Origin of the sequence: Ruminococcus sp. OM06-36AC (genome assembly GCF_003438725.1) — a bacterium.
In the GTDB taxonomy this organism is placed as follows: domain Bacteria; phylum Bacillota; class Clostridia; order Oscillospirales; family Ruminococcaceae; genus Ruminococcus_C; species Ruminococcus_C callidus.
On sequence record NZ_QSTT01000003.1, the window covers coordinates 130,356 to 147,802 of the forward strand.

Consider the following 17,447-nt stretch of genomic DNA (forward strand, 5'->3'; position numbering starts at 1 on the left):
TTTGAACATTGACATTTTAAACGGAAAAAAGCATATCCACTTTATCGGCATCGGCGGCAGCGGCATGTATCCGCTGGCACAGATCCTCCACACCAAGGGGTTCTACCTCACCGGTTCCGACAACAACGAAACGGAAACTCTACAGGCAGTCCGCGACATGGGCATTCCCGTATATCTGGGACAGCGTGCGGAAAATATTGAGGGGGCTGACCTGATCGTACACACCGCGGCGATCATGGCAGACAATCCGGAACTGATCGCAGCCAAAGCCAGCGGCGTGCCGGTGCTGGAACGGAGCGAACTGCTGGGTATTGTGACCAGCTGGTATGACAATGCCATCTGCGTTGCCGGCACCCACGGCAAGACGACGACCACCTCTATGGTGACGCAGATCCTGTTCACCGCCGGCGTAGATCTGTCCGCATTCATCGGCGGCAAGCTGCCCTGCATTCACGGCAGCGGCAGAAGCGGCTCCAGCGACATCATGACCTGTGAAGCCTGCGAATTTGTAGATACGTTCCTGAAACTCTATCCGGACATCGCCGTGCTGCTGAACATCGATGCCGATCATCTGGATTACTTCGGCACCGTGGAAAATATCATCAAGTCATTCCACAAGTTCGCACAGCTGACCTCCAAGGCAGTTATCTACAACGGCAGCGATGCCAACACCTGCAAAGCTATGGAGGGCATTACCGGCAAGGAATGCATCACCTTCGGCAAAACTGCGGACTGTGACTATTATCCCGCAAATATCCGCCACGTTTCCGGTCTGGAAACCCACTTCCAGCTGATGCACCGCGGCAAAGAACTGGGCGAGATCGTCCTGCATGTTGCCGGTGAGCACAATGTGCTGAACGCTACTGCTGCGGCTGCGGCTGCCATGTATGTGGGCGTTTCCTTTGCAGATGTGGCAAAGGGGCTGGCAGAATTTCGCGGTGCCGGCAGACGGTTCGAAAAGAAGGGCGAAGTCGGCGGCATTACGCTGGTAGACGACTACGCTCACCACCCCACCGAACTGACTGCGACCCTGAAAGCTGCAATGGCAATGCCGTTCCGAAAGGTCTGGGCAGTGTTCCAGCCGTTCACCTTCTCCCGCACTGCCATGCTGCTGGACGAATTCGCAGAAGCTCTGTCCATTCCGGATCACGCTGTCCTGACGGACATTATGGGTTCCCGCGAAAAGAACACCTATCACATCTTCACACGGCAGCTGGGTGAAAAAATTCCCAACGCGGTCTGGTTCCCGCAAGACGAAAGCGATCCGGAAACCACCGACGAACGGAAATACCAGAACTTCGAACAGGTCACCAACTATATCTGCGACCATGCACAGGCTGGCGATCTGGTCATCACACTGGGCTGCGGCGATGTCAACAAGGTGAACAAGATGATTCTGGAAGAACTGGAACGGCGGCAGAGTGCGAAGTAACGGCAATTCCGTTCTGTTCGAAAAATTTCCAAAATACCCTCTTTTCAATCTGCGAAAAATGTTGTATAATAGAGAAAGTTGCTAGAGGTTGTTTGAAAAATGGCGATGTTTGGGAAAATGCACAGAAATTACTGTATGTTAGGAGAGAATCCGCAGGCAGGCTATCGCCTGACAAGGATTTTCGACGACACAGACAGTGATTTATGGGCGTTTTGACAAATGTTCGGATTTTTCAAACAAGTCCTAAGGCAACAGTGTGTTCTGGAAACAGTACACACGTTCACCTTAAAGAAAGGAACCACAACACTATGTCAAATAAAGTCAAAGTCGTGATCTGCGGCAAGGATTTCACTTTGCAGACCGCAGAATCCTCCAACTATGTCTTCGGACTGGCACGCACGCTGGAATCCCGCATCACGGAAATTACTGATGCCAACAGCAGTGCCTCTCCGTTTACCGCGGCAATTATGGTCGGACTGGCAACACTGGACGACCTGAACAAGGCAAATGCCAAGCTGGACAGCATTCGGGATCAGTCCAAGGAATATGTGGACGAAGCCGGAAAGACCCGTCTGGAACGGGATGCTGCCATGCAGCAGGTGGAAGCACTGAAATCCCGTATTGCAGAACTGGAACGGGAACTCCGTGAGAAAGACGCCAAATGAGAACACCTGAGATTTTAGCACCTGCCGGCTCGGAAGATGCCCTGCTGGCGGCTCTGCGGTGCGGTGCCAACGCGGTCTATGTGGGCGGAAAACAATTCTCCGCACGACAGAACGCCGCCAACTTCGACCTGCCACAATTACAGCGGGCAGCGAAACTCTGCCACCTCTACGGGGCAAAGCTGTACCTGACAGTCAACACGCTGGTATTTGCACCAGAGTTCCCTGCACTGGTACAGTTTCTGGAAGCGGCGATCCGGCTGGGCGTAGATGCATTTCTGGTACAGGATTTCGGACTGCTGGAACTGATCCGGCAGATCTCTCCTGACGTACCCATTCACGCTTCCACGCAGATGACCATTCACACGCCGGAGGGTGCCCTCTGGGCAAAGGAGCACGGCATTTCCAGAGTCGTGGTTTCCCGCGAGCTCTCCCGCAAAGAAATTGCCGCGATCTGTAAAACCGGCATCGAAGTGGAAACCTTTGTCCACGGTGCCCTCTGCATGAGCGTATCGGGACAGTGCGGACTGTCCGCCATGATCGGTTCCCGCAGTGCTAACCGCGGCAGATGTGCACAGGCATGCCGGCTGCCCTTTTCTGCAAAGGGTGATAAAAACGGCTGTGCCCTCTCTCTGAAAGACCTCTGTCTGGTGCCTTACGTGGCAGAACTGGCAGAGGACGGCGTGGCATCGCTGAAAATCGAGGGCAGATGCAAACGGCCGGAATACGTTGCCGCCGCAGTCACTGCATTAGTGCAGGCACGTGCCGGAGAAACGCCGGATCTGGACACCCTGCGGGCAGTATTCTCCCGCAGCGGATTCACAGACGGCTATTATACCGGCAAACGGCAGCAGATGTTCGGCACCCGCCAAAAGGACGATGTGCTCCAGGGGCAGAAAGTCCTGCCCCAGCTGGCACAGCTATACCAGAAGCCCACACCGCAGGTTCCGCTGGACATGCATGTCACTGTACAGACCGGTCAGCCGGCAGTGCTGAAACTGCGGGACGGCGACGGTATTTCCGTTTCTGTTTCCGGTGATGTGGTACAGCCGGCACGCACGAAAGCAACCGATCTGCCCCAGCTGGAACGACAGCTGGGAAAGCTGGGCGGCACGCTCTATACCCTGTCCGGTTTGCAGGCAGACTGCGATGGAACCGGCATGCTCCCCGCTTCGGCGTGGAACGCTCTGCGGCGGGAGGGCATTGTTCAAATGAACGCCGCCAGAATCGCTGCGAATACGCCAAAGTATACCATGCGGCACATCACGCTGCCCGCACTTCCAGCATCCGGACAACACACCATACAATACCGCATCATCCAGAAGCAGTGGGACAGCCAGTCAGCCACACTGCTGAAGCAGCCTGACGTGGAGGCACTGCTGTTGCCGGCGGATACGGTTTCCGATGCTGTGCCGGCAGTCTGTCGGGAACGAATTTTCCTGACGCTGCCGCGGTTTTGTGCAGACGAAGCCAAAGTGCGTCTATGGCTGGAACAAGCCAAAGCTCTGGGATTCTCCCATGTGGTCTGTGAAAATGTTTCCCATATCCGGCTGTGCCGGTCACTGGGGCTGACGCTTCACGGCGGCATGGGACTGAATGCGGCAAATCCGTCCTGTCTGTCTTTTTTGCAGCGGGAATCCTTGCAGGACGTGATCCTCTCACCGGAACTGACCATTGCCCAGAGCCGGCACTGCACCGGACTGCCCGCAGGAGCGTATGCCTACGGGTTCCAGCCGGTCATGACCATGCGGAACTGTCCCGTACAGGCAGAAGCGGGGTGCCGGAACTGCACCCATGGTCTGACAGACCGCACCGGCAGAACTTTTCCGGTATACTGCCACAAGGCAGCCGGTATCACAACGATGTACAACGCCGTTCCCACGTGGATGGCGGACAAGCAGGAACAGCTGTCACACAGCAGCTTTCTGGTGCTGGACTGTACCCTGCAGCCCGATGCCTGTTCCGTGCTCCGTGCCTACCAGAACGACGAACCCACAAAAGAAGCAATGACACGGGGACTGTTTTTCCGTGGTGTTGAATAGGAGGCTTTTATGTATATTTCTGTTCAGAAGCTGCGTCCGCACGCCCAGATTCCCAAGCGTGCCACCGCACAAAGTGCCGGCTATGATCTGTACGCCCTACCGGAGGAACCGCTGACCATTCAGCCGCAGGAGATCTGCAAGGTGCCTACCGGCATCGCTGTGGCTCCGTCCCGTCCGGACGTTGCCCTGTGCATCTTCCCCCGCTCCGGACTTTCCACCAAGCACGGCATCACGCTGATCAACAGTGTTGGGCTGGTGGACAGCGACTATCGGGGTGAACTGCTGATCCCGCTGATCAACCACGGCTCGGAACCCTTTACCGTAGAAGCAGGCATGCGGATCGCACAGCTGGTCGTGCTTCCGATCCTGACACCGGAACTGAAGGAAGTCACCCGTCTGGACACCACCGAACGGGGTGCCGGCGGCTTCGGTGCAAGCGGACTGTCATAATTTCAGAAAGGAGGACTTCAGAAGCCCTATGAAAAAGTTTCTTGTGTATCTCTGTTCCATTGTGGTCGCCGTGATTCTCGGCGGTGTCATCGGCAATCTCTGTGTGGGGATCGCTCCCCTGAGCTGGCTGGACTACGCCCCGCCGCTGCACCTCAAAACTCACGAGTGGAATCTGTATGTGGCAGACCTGACCTTCGGCATTCAATCGAAATTTAACATCGCCCAGCTGCTGCTGACGATCATTGCCTGCTTTGTCGCTCCCAAAATCGAGCCTTTGATCGGCAAAAAGAAATAAGGCAATACCGCATAAAGAGCGTCTGGCGACTTTGTGCAGTATTGCCATAAGACAGCATTGGTTTGACTGTTTGGTACATTTGCTGTAATTTTTACATCGTTTTTCGTTTGATTTTCACAAAATGATAGAATTTCGATTTCGCAGAAAATTCTGAAAAAAATGATTGCCACCCCGCTTTTTTCGTGGTATAATAGAATACGGTAACACCGCACAAACTGAAGGCAATACCGTACAAAGAGCGTCTGGCGACTTTGCACGCCATCTGCTTGCAAAGTTTTCGTCATATTTCACAAAAAATTTGACGACGCATCTGTCGCACAATCTTTGTGCGGTATTGCCTGAAATTTCAAAAGCAGTATTCATAAAAAGAAACAAGTATACATATTTATGAATACAGATTCTTCACTGCACCGGTCTTCGGCGGCAGTGTTCTCTTTTCTCCGGAAAGAGGCGAATTGGCAGGCTTTTTTTACCACGGGGCAAGATGCGGCTGGACACGCATCAAAAGGAGCACACAATGTTTACAAAAGATATTGGTATTGATCTTGGAACAGCAAACACCCTTGTCTACCTGCGTGGCAAGGGGATTATTATCAGAGAGCCGTCTGTCGTGGCAGTCAATACCCACACAGACCGTGCAAAATATGTCGGCAAAGAGGCAAAGGAAGTCATCGGACGCACCCCCGGCTCGATCGTTGCCGTTCGTCCGCTGAAAGACGGTGTCATTGCGGACTTTGAAACCACAACCATTTTATTGCAGGAATTTATCCGGAAAGCCATGCGGGGCAAAATGTTCGCCCGTGCCAGAGTGATCATCTGCATTCCCTCCGGTGTCACGGCAGTGGAACGCCGTGCAGTGCGGGAAGCCGCAGATCAGGCTGGGGCGAAACCGGTTCTGATCGTAGAAGAACCGATGGCGGCGGCGATCGGTGCAGGACTGCCTACCACCGAGCCTATCGGCTGTATGGTGGTGGACATCGGCGGCGGCACTTCTGAAGTGGCTGTCATTGCACTGGGCGGTATTGTCGTTTCCCAGAGCGTCCGCTGTGCCGGCGATGAGTTTGATGCAGCGATCATCAACTTTATCAAAAAGCGGTACAACCTGCTCATCGGCGAACGGACTGCCGAAAGCATCAAGATGCAGATCGGTTCCGCGTATCCTGTTGACCGTGACGAGATCATGCAGATCAAGGGACGGAATCTGATGAGCGGACTGCCGGAAAATGTCAACATTTCTTCGAAAGAAGTGCGGGAGGCTCTCTCTGAACCCCTTTCCCGCATTGTCGATGCGATCAAGTGCACACTAGAACAGACACCGCCGGAACTGGCTGCGGACATCATCGACCACGGCATTACCCTGACCGGCGGCGGAGCACTGCTCCGCGGACTGGATCAGCTGATCCACAAGGAAACCGGCATGCCTGTGTTTATCGCAGAATATCCTTTGGACTGCGTGGCAGAGGGCACGGGAAAAATTCTCGAAAATCTGGACAAATACCGCGATGCCGTTTCGGACGATCCCAGAGGATTTGAGTAATCGGTTGACAAAGGAGGCTGATAGCTATGGGCGGCTTTTTCCGCAGCAAAAAATTTCGCATCATTCTCTGCATCATTGCCCTGCTGATCGGCATGATGCTCTATGCTGTCACACAGGACGGCTATACGCTGCCGACTACCGGATTTCTGGGCAGGATCCTGAACCCGATCCGTTCGGCATCCAACAGCATTTCCACCAGTGTGCAGGACACGCTGGACGTATTCACCAAATCCAAAGCGTACCAGACTGAAAATGAGGAACTCCGTCAGCGTGTGGCAGAACTGGAAAGCCAGATGGTGGACTATGACAAGACCAAACAGGACTTGGCAGACCTGTCGGAATTCATGGGCATCAAGGAAGACCACCCCGACAACCAGTTCTCCGACCCCTGCACCATTATCGGCTATGTGGAAAACGATCCGTTCCACGGGTTTTACATCGACCGCGGCAGTGACGACGGGCTTTCCGTCTATGATCCGGTGGTCACGGCAGAAGGGCTTGTGGGCATTATTTCCGAGATCTCTGACACCTATGCCACAGTAGAAACCATCTGCTCTCCGAATCTTTCCATTGGTGCAAAGGCTTCGGACAAGTCGGAGTCCGGCATTGTGGAGGGCGATGTGACGCTGTCCTCCAACTACCGCTGCCGCATGATCTATCTGGAAAAGGATACCACTCTGAAAAGCGGCGACCTGATCACCACGTCCAACTCTGTGGGCATTTTCCCGCAGGGCTATCTCATCGGCTCTGTGGAATCCATTGAGCCAATGGACAACGGCTTGAGTTATTGTGCTGTGATCCGTCCGTCTGTCGATCTGGAAAATCTGAAAAATGTTATCGTCATCAAGGATTTCGCCGGAAAGGAGCAGCAGGATGCGGCAAAGTAAGCGAAAGTTTCTCACCCAGAAACCAGTCCGCCGCCCGAAGCTGCGGAATGTCATACGCTGGGGCTTGTATGCAGTCTGCATTTTTCTGGCTTTTGTGACCGCAAACGGCGGTGATTTTACAAAGCCGCTGCTGCTGATTCCCATTGCCCTGTGCATTTCTTCGGTTTCCGGTGCAGTCGTTTCCGGCGGCATCGGCATTCTGTGCGGGCTGCTGCTGGATATTTCCTGCGGCACGCTGGCAGGCTATCACGGCATCTTATTGTTCCTGATCTGTCTGGCAGTTTCCTGTATGTACGACCGTCTGCTGCTGCAGCGGTTCTGGAATCTGATCTGGCTGACCGCAGTGGCTGCCTTTGTGGTGACCGGTTTCGACTTCGTCTTTCAGTATGCGATCTGGGGCTATCACCAGGTTTCCCAGCTGTATCTGCACCACACGCTCCCCTGTCTGGCGTATACCGTCATCAGTAGCATGATCTGCTATCCAGTCTTTTCTCTGATTCACCGTTTCCTGCTGCCAAAGCGGCGGCGTACCATTGAGAAGAAACTGAAACCCATGGAAGAAACCGCATGATCGCACAGGCATTCTCTCCGGAAAGGAGCATTTTTCTATGAAACACACGGCATTCAGCTATGTCAAGCTCACCCTCGCCAGCATGCTGGTTCTTCTGGCAGGCTGTGCCTGTGCATGGCGGCTGATGAAAATCCAGATCGTGGAAAGCGACACCTATACGGCAAAGCGTATCTCCACCCAGAAATACACCCAGACGATCAGTGCCACCCGCGGCGAGATCGTGGATTCTTCCGGCAAAGCCATTATCGAAAACAAGGTTGGCTACAATGTCATTATTGAGCCGGACACCTTTCCCGAGGACAACGCCAAGGGCAATCAGGTACTGCTCTCGCTGACCAGTATTTTAGACGAAAACAGCGTGGAGTGGAGCACTTCCCTGCCGATTTCCGATACCCAGCCGTACACATTCACCGACGATGAAAACGCCGTCAGCAAGCTGAAAGAAAACCTGAAAATGAATGTCTATGCCACCGCAGACAACTGCATGGACAAGCTGAAATCGGACTACGACATTGATGACAGCTACACGCCGGAACAGCAGCGGATCCTCGCCGGAATCCGGTATGAAATGCAGCTGCGGGGCTTCTCTCTCAGCAATCGTTTTACACTGGCAGAAGACGTGCCGCTGAATGTAGTCACAGAACTGAAAGAACGTGGTGTTACGCTCCCCGGCATGGACATCGTCGAGGAAGCACTTCGTTCCGTTGCACAGGGCGATGTGGTGCCCCACGAGATCGGTACGGTTGGACCGATCTATGCGGAGGAATACGAAAAGCTGAAATCCGAGGGCTACGCTCTGGACGACACCGTGGGCAAAAGCGGTATCGAACGTGCCATGGAAAGCACGCTCCGCGGTACAGACGGTATCAAGGAGATCACCGTGGAAAACGGTATAGTGGTTTCCTCGGATATGAAAACACCGGTGGAAGCCGGAAAAACCGTACAGCTGACTGTCAACAGCGATTACCAGCGGGAATTGCAGAACATTCTGGACGGCTTTATCAACAACTTTGACAGCCTGCGGGATTCCAAAACCGAACAGCTGGGGCTGAAAAAGATTTCCTGCGGGGCGATCGTAGTGCTGGACGCGAAAACTGCCGGCGTGCTGGGCATGGTAACTGCTCCCACCTATAATCTGGAAGACTATAAGGTGGACTATGAAGCCATTCTCAATGCGGAAAACACGCCGCTGGTCAACCGTGCCACAGACGGTCTGTACCGTCCGGGTTCCACGTTCAAGACCATTACAGCAACGGCAGGTCTGAACGAACAGATCATCACCGGAAACAGCACCTATTTCTGCGGCCATACCTATCATTTCAAGGATCATGACTACAACTGTACCGGTTCTCACGGCGATATTGCCGTGACACAGGCACTGCGGGTTTCCTGCAATATCTTCTTCTATAAGTTGTCCGAAGAACTGACCATTGACCGCATCTCCGAATATGCCACCAAGTTTGGTCTGGGACAGTCCACCGGACTGGAAACCGGCGATGCTGCCGGTCATCTGTCCAATCAGGAAACCTTTGCAGAACTGGGTGCCGACTGGACTGTCGGTCAGGTGTTGCAGAGTGCGATCGGTCAGGGCGAATGGGCAGTCACACCTCTGCAAATGGCAAATGTGGCATGCACCATTGCCAACAACGGTACCCGCTATGAACCGCATCTGGTAGACAGCATCTGGGACTACAGCCACACCACTAAGCTGGAACAGAAAGAACCGGTAGTTGCCGATCAAATCACGCCGGTAAACGATGACGTGTTCCAGTATGTGGAAAACGGTATGATCGCCGCTTCCACCAACAATTTCCCGACACGGTATTCCCTGTCTGATCTGGGCTTTGATGTGGCAGTCAAGACCGGTACGCCGCAGGTCAGCAACCGTGTACAGGATTCGTTCTTCATCGGCTATGCACCGGCAGACGATCCGGAAATCGCCTTTGCCGGTGTCATTGAAGGCGGCGAATACTCCAAGTATATGATCCGATCTATCATTCAGGCATACGAAAAAACTGTCAGGGGCGAACAGGTCAGCGTAGATGCTGTCGGAGCACAGACAACTGTTTCTACAGATACTACCGGCACGGAAACCACCACTTCTGCAACCAGCACGTCTACACATTAAACCGCATTCGAATTTGTTTCGTCATATTGCACAAGAAAAAACGTGGGAAGCACCATACAATTCACAATTTTATATTTTTCGGCAGAAACTCTTTGACAAATTTGCCGATATGGTGTATAATTGATATAGTAGTCTTATTATCTGATAATTATGAAATCACAGAATGAGATCTTTGTATTTTCATTTTCGATATGATAAACAATGTAGAAAGGAATGGTTATCCTATATGACAATTGCTCTGATTGCACACGACGCAAAAAAAGAACTGATGATTCAATTCTGTATCGCTTACTGCGGTATTCTCTCTCGACATACCCTATGTGCGACGGGAACTACCGGCAAGCAGGTTGCAGAGGCGACTGGTCTGCGGATCCAGCGGTACCTCAGCGGCTCTCAAGGCGGCGATCAGCAGATCGCTGCACGGATCTCCTGCAACGAGATCGATGTGCTGCTGTTCTTCCGTGACCCGATCAACCGCAAGGCTTCGGAGCCCAACGAAATGAATCTGCTCCGTCTTTGCGACGTGCACAATGTCCCGGTCGCTACCAACATCGCCACCGCAGAAGCCCTCATCATGGCACTGGAACGCGGTGACTTAGACTGGCGTGAGATCGGAAATCCGTCGATCTGACCCTGAATGCCTGAAAGAGATGTCCTAGTCTGTCCATGGCGGACAGACACTTACAGTACAGTTCTCCCCTTTTTCGGAAGGGGAAATTTTTTGCAGTCCGGTCTTCGGAATGCGAGGAGGTTTTTCATACATGGAAATCAAAATCACACGCCCGCAGGGCACAGAAGATGTCACCCCAAAGCAGATCTACAAGTGGCACACGGTGGAACGCATTGCACGGGAAACCGCAGAAAGCTTCGGCTTCCACGAAACGCGGATCCCCACTTTTGAAAACACCAATCTGTTCCTGCGGTCCGTGGGCGAGACCACTGACGTGGTACAGAAAGAAATGTACACCGTCACCGCAAAGGAAACCCAGTTTACCCTGCGTCCGGAGGGCACAGCCGGCACCATTCGTTCTATGCTGCAAAACGGCTTGCTGAATGATGCCCTGCCCCAGAAGGTGTTCTATATCCTGTCCTGCTTCCGCCACGAACGTCCGCAAAAGGGACGGCTGCGGGAATTCCACCAGTTCGGTGTGGAAATGGCAGGCAGTCAGGGACCGGCTTCTGATGCGGAGATCATTTCTCTGGCAAAAACCATTCTCGACCGTGCCGGCTTACAGAATATTGCCCTCAACATCAACTCTATCGGCTGCCCTGTCTGCCGTGCGGAGTATCACAAGGCTCTGAAAGCTTACTTCGAACCGAAAAAAGAGGAACTCTGCGAAACCTGCCAGACACGTCTGGAAAAGAACCCCATGCGGATTCTGGACTGCAAGAGCCCGATCTGTGCCGGAATCGCCAAAGATGCTCCGGTCATTCTGGACTATCTCTGCGACGACTGCCGCACACACTTTGAAAAATTGCAGGAATACCTGAAAGCCCTGCACATCGACTACAGCATCAACCCGAAGATCGTCCGCGGTCTGGATTATTACACCAAGACTGTTTTCGAATTCATCACCACTGACATCGGTGCACAGGGTACTGTCTGCGGCGGCGGCCGGTATGACGGTCTGATCGAACAAATGGGCGGCAAGCCGACTCCGGCAATGGGATTTGCCATGGGTCTGGAACGGCTCATCATGACAATGGAACAGCAGGGCTGTGCCTTTGAGGAACCCAAGGGCTGCGATCTCTACATTGCCCCCATGGACGAAAGTGCTGTGCCTACAACAATGCAGCTGGGACAACAGCTTCGGGTTTCCGGCTATCAGGTGGAATATGATGTGATGCAGCGTGGTCTGAAGGCACAGATGAAGTATGCCAACAAGATCGGTGCCGCTTTTGTCATGGTTCTGGGCGAAAACGAACTACAGGACAAAAAGGCAAAGCTGAAGAATATGGAAACCGGCGAACAGATCGAAATTGCTCTGGACGAAACATTCGAGGACAAGTTCGACGATATTGCCGTGCAGTATATGTTCCACGACATTGTGGAAGATTTTGAAAAGGAGTGTCAGTGATCATGGATTTGATGCAGGATTTACGCCGCACCTGTTACTGCGGTGAAGTGACAAAAGCAGGAGAAACCGTCGTTGTGGGCGGATTCGTACAGAAGGTGCGGAACCTCGGCAACCTGATTTTTATCGACCTCCGCGACAGAACCGGTATTGTACAGCTGGCGTTCAACGACCAGACCGACCGTGCCATTTTTGAAAAGGCTGCGTCCTGTCACAGCGAATACGTACTGCTGGCAAAGGGCGTTGTGGCAGAACGTTCCAGCATCAACAAGGACATGAAAACCGGTGCTGTGGAAGTGCTGGTAGATGACCTGCGTGTGCTGTCCAAGGCACAGACACCGCCTTTCGCGATCACAGACGAAACCAAGACCAACGAGGAACTGCGTCTGAAATACCGCTATCTGGATCTCCGTCGTGCTCCGCTGCAGCACAACCTGATGATGCGGCACAAAATTGCACTGGCTGCCAGAGAGTATTTCTATGCCAACAACTTCATTGAGATCGAAACCCCGATGATGATGAAGTCTACGCCGGAGGGTGCCCGTGACTATCTGATCCCCTCCCGCGTACACAACGGCAAGTTCTATGCTCTGCCCCAGTCCCCGCAGATTTACAAGCAGCTGCTGATGGTTGCCGGCATGGACCGGTATATCCAGATCGCCCGCTGCTTCCGCGACGAAGATCTCCGTGCAGACCGTCAGCCGGAATTCACCCAGATCGACCTGGAAATGTCCTTTGTGGACGTAGAAGATATTCTCCAGCTGACAGAGGGCTTTGTGAAGTATCTGTTCCAGAAAGTCCTGCACATGGATATTACCACACCCCTGCCCCGCATGACCTATCAGGAAGCCATGGAACGCTACGGTTCAGACAAGCCGGATACCCGCTTCGGCATGGAATTGCAGGATCTGTCTGACACAGTCAAGGACGTAGACTTTATGGTATTCCGTTCGGCACTGGAAGCCGGCGGCAGCGTTCGGGCAATCGTGGCAAAAAATGCAGCTTCCGTGCTGACACGAAAGGAAATCGACAAGCTGACCGAAAAGGCAAAGGGCATCGGTGCAAAGGGACTGGCATTCATTCGCTGGAACGATGAGAAGCCTACCTGCTCTTTCGCAAAGTTCCTGCCGGAGGGCAAGCTGGACGAGATCCTGTCCCGTCTGGACTGTGCCAAGGGCGACGTGGTTCTCATTGTGGCAGATAAGAACAAGGTGACCCTGCCGGTACTGGGAGCACTCCGTCTGGAAGTGGCAAAGAAGCTGGATCTGATTCCGGAGGGCAAGTTCAACTTCCTGTGGATCACCCAGTTCCCGTTCTTCGAATGGAACGAGGACACCCAGCACTGGGACGCAATGCACCACCCGTTCACCATGCCCATGGACGAGTGCCTGCCCTATCTGGACAGCGATCCGGCACGTGTCACTGCAAAGGCATTTGACTTGGTGCTGAACGGTACAGAACTGTCCTCCGGTTCCATTCGTATCACCGATTACGAGTTGCAGGAAAAGATGTTCCAGGCACTGGGACTGACCGACGAGGAAATCGAAGCCAAGTTCGGCTTCTTGGTAGAGGCGTACCACTACGGTGCACCGCCTCACGGTGGTCTTGGCATTGGTCTGGATCGTCTGGCAATGGTAATGTTACAGGCGGAAAGTCTGCGTGACGTGGTGGCATTCCCGAAGGTACAGAACGCAAGTGAACTGATGAGTGCCTGCCCTGCTCCGGTAGATGCCGAAAGTCTGGACGTACTGGGCATTCAGGTAACGCACAGCGAAGACGACGAATAAAGACAACGCTGCATAAAAATAAAGCCAGCCCGTGGGAGATTTCCCGTGGGCTGGCTTTTTTTATCCTATGGCAATACCGCACAAAGATTGTGCGGTATTGTCCTATGAACGTCTTTTCAAAAGTGTATCCATTGCCGCAAATGCTCCATGCTCCGGCAGAATTTCTCCGTACCGCAAGGCAGTATAGGCTTCTGTCACCGTGTTCCACTGAGGCAGCGTTTCCTGTTCCCCGCCGGTGGACAGATGGTTCAGAATTTCCGCCGGACTGGCTGCCGGCAGGGCAACTTCTTCAGGCAGCCGTGCCAGCAGCAACGCGTACCCCAGCCGGAAGCGTTCCGCCTGTTCCGGCAAACGTTGATACCGGCGGTAAGCCTTTTTCCAGTCACGGCGGCGGTACAGGGCTGCCGCAGACGGAGCCGGCTGTTCAGCAGTCAGCAAGTCCTCCACATAGTCGCAGTACGCCTCGTGCCAGTCGTTCCGCTGCTCCGCGTGGTTTTTCCGCAGATGCTGCTGTATCCAGTGCCGCAGGCTGTACCACGCAGAAAGCAGTGCATCGCCAATTTCGCGGCGTTTCCAGATGACCAGCACCAGCACTGCCGCCAGCAGAACCAGTTCGATCACCAGCCGAATCCAGCCGGCAGCACCGTTTTGCTGTAGCTGCATCACCTGTTCCGATGTGTCCTCCGGCAGTTCCGCAGTCTGTTCCTGACTGCCGCGGGAGAGCAGCCAACGCAGAGCGTACCACACTGCCGTGTACAGCAGCCGCCACGCCCAACGCATGACTTTTGCCAGCGGTCGGCTGCACAGCACCAGAAGCAGCCCTATGCCGCAGAGCACGCCCATCAGCTTTCCGTTGGACTTCCGGATCTCCGTCGGCAGTTCCCATGTGTCCCCGTCCCGACCGGAAAGCATGCGTTCCATAGCGTCCCGATTGTGGATCAGGGCAAACAGTGCCGCATTCGCCGCAAACAGCAGCATCACTGGCACAAAGGGCAGCTTGGCATGGCTAAGATATAACAGAAATCCGGTGAAGCAATCCCACAGGCACAGCCCCACAAATACATTCGGGTGTGCCAGATGCTCCAGCGGGTGAAATACCAGCCGTGCACTGCCGAAAAAGCAGCCGCCTGCCAGAATCCCCCACAGCACCTGTGCCAGCCTTGCCGGATAGGGGGCGAACAGACAGCCTGCCACGCAAAGCAGCAGCGTGATTGCCCAGACACCGCCGTTGATCCACTTGGGGTGTCTGGCGTACTGCCGCCGCAGCAACAGGATATACAGCATGCCCAGCCATGCACAGCCTGCAAGGGCTGCCGTCATCACCGGAGCCGTCCACTGTGCCCCATTGCTCCACACGCGAAGCAGCACCGGAAAGGGATAGAGAGCCGCAGCCAGTGCCGTTACCAGCAGCCAGTGCAGCCAAAAGCGGATATTTTTCATAATGCCGCCTCCCCGTTTCGCAGATACTCCGGTGCAGGAACGACGGCATCCGCACAGTTTCCGCTGTCATGGGCATGCCCCGTCACCAGTACCAACCCGCCGGACTGCTGCTTCCAGCGTGCCACACGCCGGTCTGTATAGGGCGTGATCAGCAGCACGGTTTCCTGTGTCATGCGGCTGGCAGACAGCGAGAGCAGCCGGGGCATGGACAGCACGTCCTGCAACTGCAACTCCGCCAGCTGCTGCAAAAGCCGGTGATACATGGTATTGCCGGCACCGTAGGGCGTGGCAATGGGGTTGCCCTTGGCATTGCGTTCCCCTACGCACAGCCGCACCTGCCAGCCGTTGCTGCAAAATTCCCAGAGACACTGGGCACACACCCGAATGGTGTGCTCCAACAATTCGCTGTCCGGTGTCATCTGTCCGGCATCGGGGCGGTGGGATTCCAGTGCCAGCAGCACCGTTGCCGTCTGCCGAGCCGTCCGTTCCTCCTGCCGCATCAGCAGCGTTCCGGCATGTGCAGAAGCTTTCCAGTGCATGCGGTGTATCGGATCACCAGTCACATATTCCCGCACACCGGCAGACAGGCAAGGGTCTGTCAGCAGGCTGTACCGCACCGCCTGTTCCCCGTACTGCTGCCGCAGCAGCTTCGGCAGGAGCAGCCCCGCTTCGGTCAGCCGCTTCGGCAGTACGGTCAGCTTTTCGCCGTGGTCTGCGGCATGGAGAGAGAGCCGCACGATACCCAGCAAATCCGACGTTACCAGCACGATATGTTCCATTTCATATACCCCGCGTTTTTCGCAGGTGATCTCCCAGACGCGGCTGACACGGGAACGGCTGCGGACGGAGAAAAAGCTGCTGACAAACCGGTTTTCTCCGGTGACAGCAGAATTCGCCTCCGGAAAGTCCAGCCAGCGGGACGTGGTCAGTTCTGCCTTGAGCCACGGCACCGGCAGTGTTTTGTCATTGGTAACAGTTTCCACAAATTGCAGAGATTCGCCCTCGGTGCGTTCTGTTTCCGAAAAGTGACAGTAATAGGACAGCCCTTCCAGTCCCCGCCGGCGGTACAGTCCCACCTCTCCGAACAGCACCAGCAGCACCAGCAAAATTACTGCGATCAGTTCCATAGCGATTCCTTTGGCACGGGAACTGTTTGCAGCAGTTCTTCGGCAATGCTGCGGCAGGTTTCCTGATTCTCCTCCCACATGCTGCCCCGTGCGGTCATGCGGTGTGCCATGCAGTCGGCGGCGATCCACTTGATGTCATCGGGTGTCACGTAGGTTCTGCCATGCATCGCTGCTGCTGCCCTGGAAACTTCCAGCAGCGACAGCATGCCGCGGGTGCTGAGCCCCAGCTGTATCCCGTGGTGCTCACGGGAGGCGTGAGCCAGTTCCACCAGATATTCCTGCACAGCGGCAGAAACGGTCACCTGTGCCAGCTCCTGCCGTGCTGCCAGCAGCTGTGCCGCAGTTGCCACCGGCTTGCTCTCCGGCACTGCCGCAGAACGGGACAGCAGGGCAAGTTCCTGTTCCTTTTCCGGATACCCCAGCGACAGACAGAGCAGAAAGCGGTCCAGCTGTGCCTCCGGCAGCGGAAATGTCCCCTGCATCTCCACAGGGTTCTGGGTGGCGATCACGAAAAACGGCTCCTCCAGCGGATACGTTACGCCGTCCGCAGTGACCTGCCGTTCTTCCATGCACTCCAGCAGTGCCGACTGGGTGCGGGGCGTGGCACGGTTGATCTCGTCCGCCAGCAAAATCTGGGTGAACACCGCCCCTTTCCGGAACGTAAACGCACCGGTTTTCGGCTCCGGAATGCTCACGCCGATCAGGTCGGTAGGCAGCAGGTCTGGTGTAAACTGGATACGGTGAAAGTCCGCGTCCAGTGCTCCGGCAAGGGTGCGGGCAAGGGTAGTTTTTCCGGTTCCCGGAATATCGTTCAGAAGCACGTGTCCCCCGCAGTACAGGGCGGCAAGCACCTTTTCGATCACATCTTCTTTGCCGTAAATGCGGGCAGAGATCGCATCACGGAGAGTTTGGGTAAGGGTTGTAATTTCAGACATAGACATTCCTTTCGTTTGAAGTGCAAAACAAGTACATGCTCTATTATAACACAGTTTCGGCTGAAAAACAAGCATAAGA

15 protein-coding genes are annotated in these 17,447 nt (G+C 54.6%); 12 read left to right on the forward strand and 3 right to left on the reverse strand.

The window, feature by feature from the left end:
- Window position 1 precedes the first annotated feature (1 nt).
- From murC to aspS, 12 genes are all read left to right on the forward strand, one after another.
- Window positions 2-1,432, forward strand: coding sequence for a UDP-N-acetylmuramate--L-alanine ligase (gene murC, locus DXB92_RS04265; protein ID WP_117732814.1), 1,431 nt, complete (start codon window positions 2-4; stop codon window positions 1,430-1,432).
- 308 nt (window positions 1,433-1,740) lie between these two features.
- Complete coding sequence (gene zapA, locus DXB92_RS04270) at window positions 1,741-2,097, forward strand: cell division protein ZapA (protein WP_117732664.1); 357 nt, start codon at window positions 1,741-1,743, stop codon at window positions 2,095-2,097.
- Complete coding sequence (locus DXB92_RS04275) at window positions 2,094-4,136, forward strand: U32 family peptidase (protein WP_117732666.1); 2,043 nt, start codon at window positions 2,094-2,096, stop codon at window positions 4,134-4,136. The genes zapA and DXB92_RS04275 overlap by 4 nt, the downstream gene beginning before the upstream one ends.
- A 9-nt stretch (window positions 4,137-4,145) precedes the next feature.
- The gene (dut, locus tag DXB92_RS04280) at window positions 4,146-4,586 is read left to right on the forward strand and encodes a dUTP diphosphatase (protein WP_021680605.1); all 441 of its coding nucleotides are present in this window, start codon (window positions 4,146-4,148) and stop codon (window positions 4,584-4,586) included.
- Window positions 4,587-4,614: 28 nt separating this feature from the next.
- Complete coding sequence (locus DXB92_RS04285; RefSeq protein ID WP_021680604.1) at window positions 4,615-4,881, forward strand: DUF4321 domain-containing protein; 267 nt, start codon at window positions 4,615-4,617, stop codon at window positions 4,879-4,881.
- 517 nt (window positions 4,882-5,398) lie between these two features.
- Complete coding sequence (locus DXB92_RS04295; protein WP_040646482.1) at window positions 5,399-6,418, forward strand: rod shape-determining protein; 1,020 nt, start codon at window positions 5,399-5,401, stop codon at window positions 6,416-6,418.
- Window positions 6,419-6,444: 26 nt separating this feature from the next.
- Window positions 6,445-7,305 carry a rod shape-determining protein MreC gene (gene mreC, locus DXB92_RS04300; RefSeq protein WP_021680601.1) on the forward strand — a complete coding sequence of 287 codons (861 nt, stop codon included), beginning with the start codon at window positions 6,445-6,447 and terminating at the stop codon, window positions 7,303-7,305.
- Window positions 7,292-7,876: a rod shape-determining protein MreD gene (gene mreD, locus DXB92_RS04305; protein WP_181976892.1), complete on the forward strand. Its 585-nt coding sequence runs from the start codon at window positions 7,292-7,294 to the stop codon at window positions 7,874-7,876. The genes mreC and mreD overlap by 14 nt, the downstream gene beginning before the upstream one ends.
- Before the next feature lie 37 nt (window positions 7,877-7,913).
- Window positions 7,914-10,004, forward strand: coding sequence for a penicillin-binding transpeptidase domain-containing protein (locus DXB92_RS04310; RefSeq protein WP_117732672.1), 2,091 nt, complete (start codon window positions 7,914-7,916; stop codon window positions 10,002-10,004).
- A gap of 226 nt (window positions 10,005-10,230) precedes the next feature.
- Entirely contained in the window at window positions 10,231-10,635 is a 405-nt protein-coding gene (mgsA, locus tag DXB92_RS04315; protein ID WP_021680598.1) for a methylglyoxal synthase, read from the forward strand.
- A gap of 130 nt (window positions 10,636-10,765) precedes the next feature.
- Window positions 10,766-12,082, forward strand: coding sequence for a histidine--tRNA ligase (gene hisS / locus DXB92_RS04320; RefSeq protein ID WP_021680597.1), 1,317 nt, complete (start codon window positions 10,766-10,768; stop codon window positions 12,080-12,082).
- Window positions 12,083-12,093: 11 nt separating this feature from the next.
- Window positions 12,094-13,866 carry an aspartate--tRNA ligase gene (aspS, locus tag DXB92_RS04325; RefSeq protein WP_084194308.1) on the forward strand — a complete coding sequence of 591 codons (1,773 nt, stop codon included), beginning with the start codon at window positions 12,094-12,096 and terminating at the stop codon, window positions 13,864-13,866.
- A gap of 102 nt (window positions 13,867-13,968) precedes the next feature.
- On the opposite strand, the gene DXB92_RS04330 is transcribed toward aspS, so the two are convergent.
- From DXB92_RS04330 to DXB92_RS04340, 3 genes are read right to left on the reverse strand one after another with little or no spacing between them, the layout of a single operon-like run.
- Entirely contained in the window at window positions 13,969-15,306 is a 1,338-nt protein-coding gene (locus DXB92_RS04330) for a hypothetical protein (protein WP_117732674.1), read from the reverse strand.
- Window positions 15,303-16,433, reverse strand: coding sequence for a DUF58 domain-containing protein (locus tag DXB92_RS04335; RefSeq protein ID WP_021680594.1), 1,131 nt, complete (start codon window positions 16,431-16,433; stop codon window positions 15,303-15,305). The genes DXB92_RS04330 and DXB92_RS04335 overlap by 4 nt, the downstream gene beginning before the upstream one ends.
- The gene (locus DXB92_RS04340; protein ID WP_242986601.1) at window positions 16,424-17,368 is read right to left on the reverse strand and encodes a MoxR family ATPase; all 945 of its coding nucleotides are present in this window, start codon (window positions 17,366-17,368) and stop codon (window positions 16,424-16,426) included. The genes DXB92_RS04335 and DXB92_RS04340 overlap by 10 nt, the downstream gene beginning before the upstream one ends.
- Window positions 17,369-17,447: the final 79 nt, after the last annotated feature.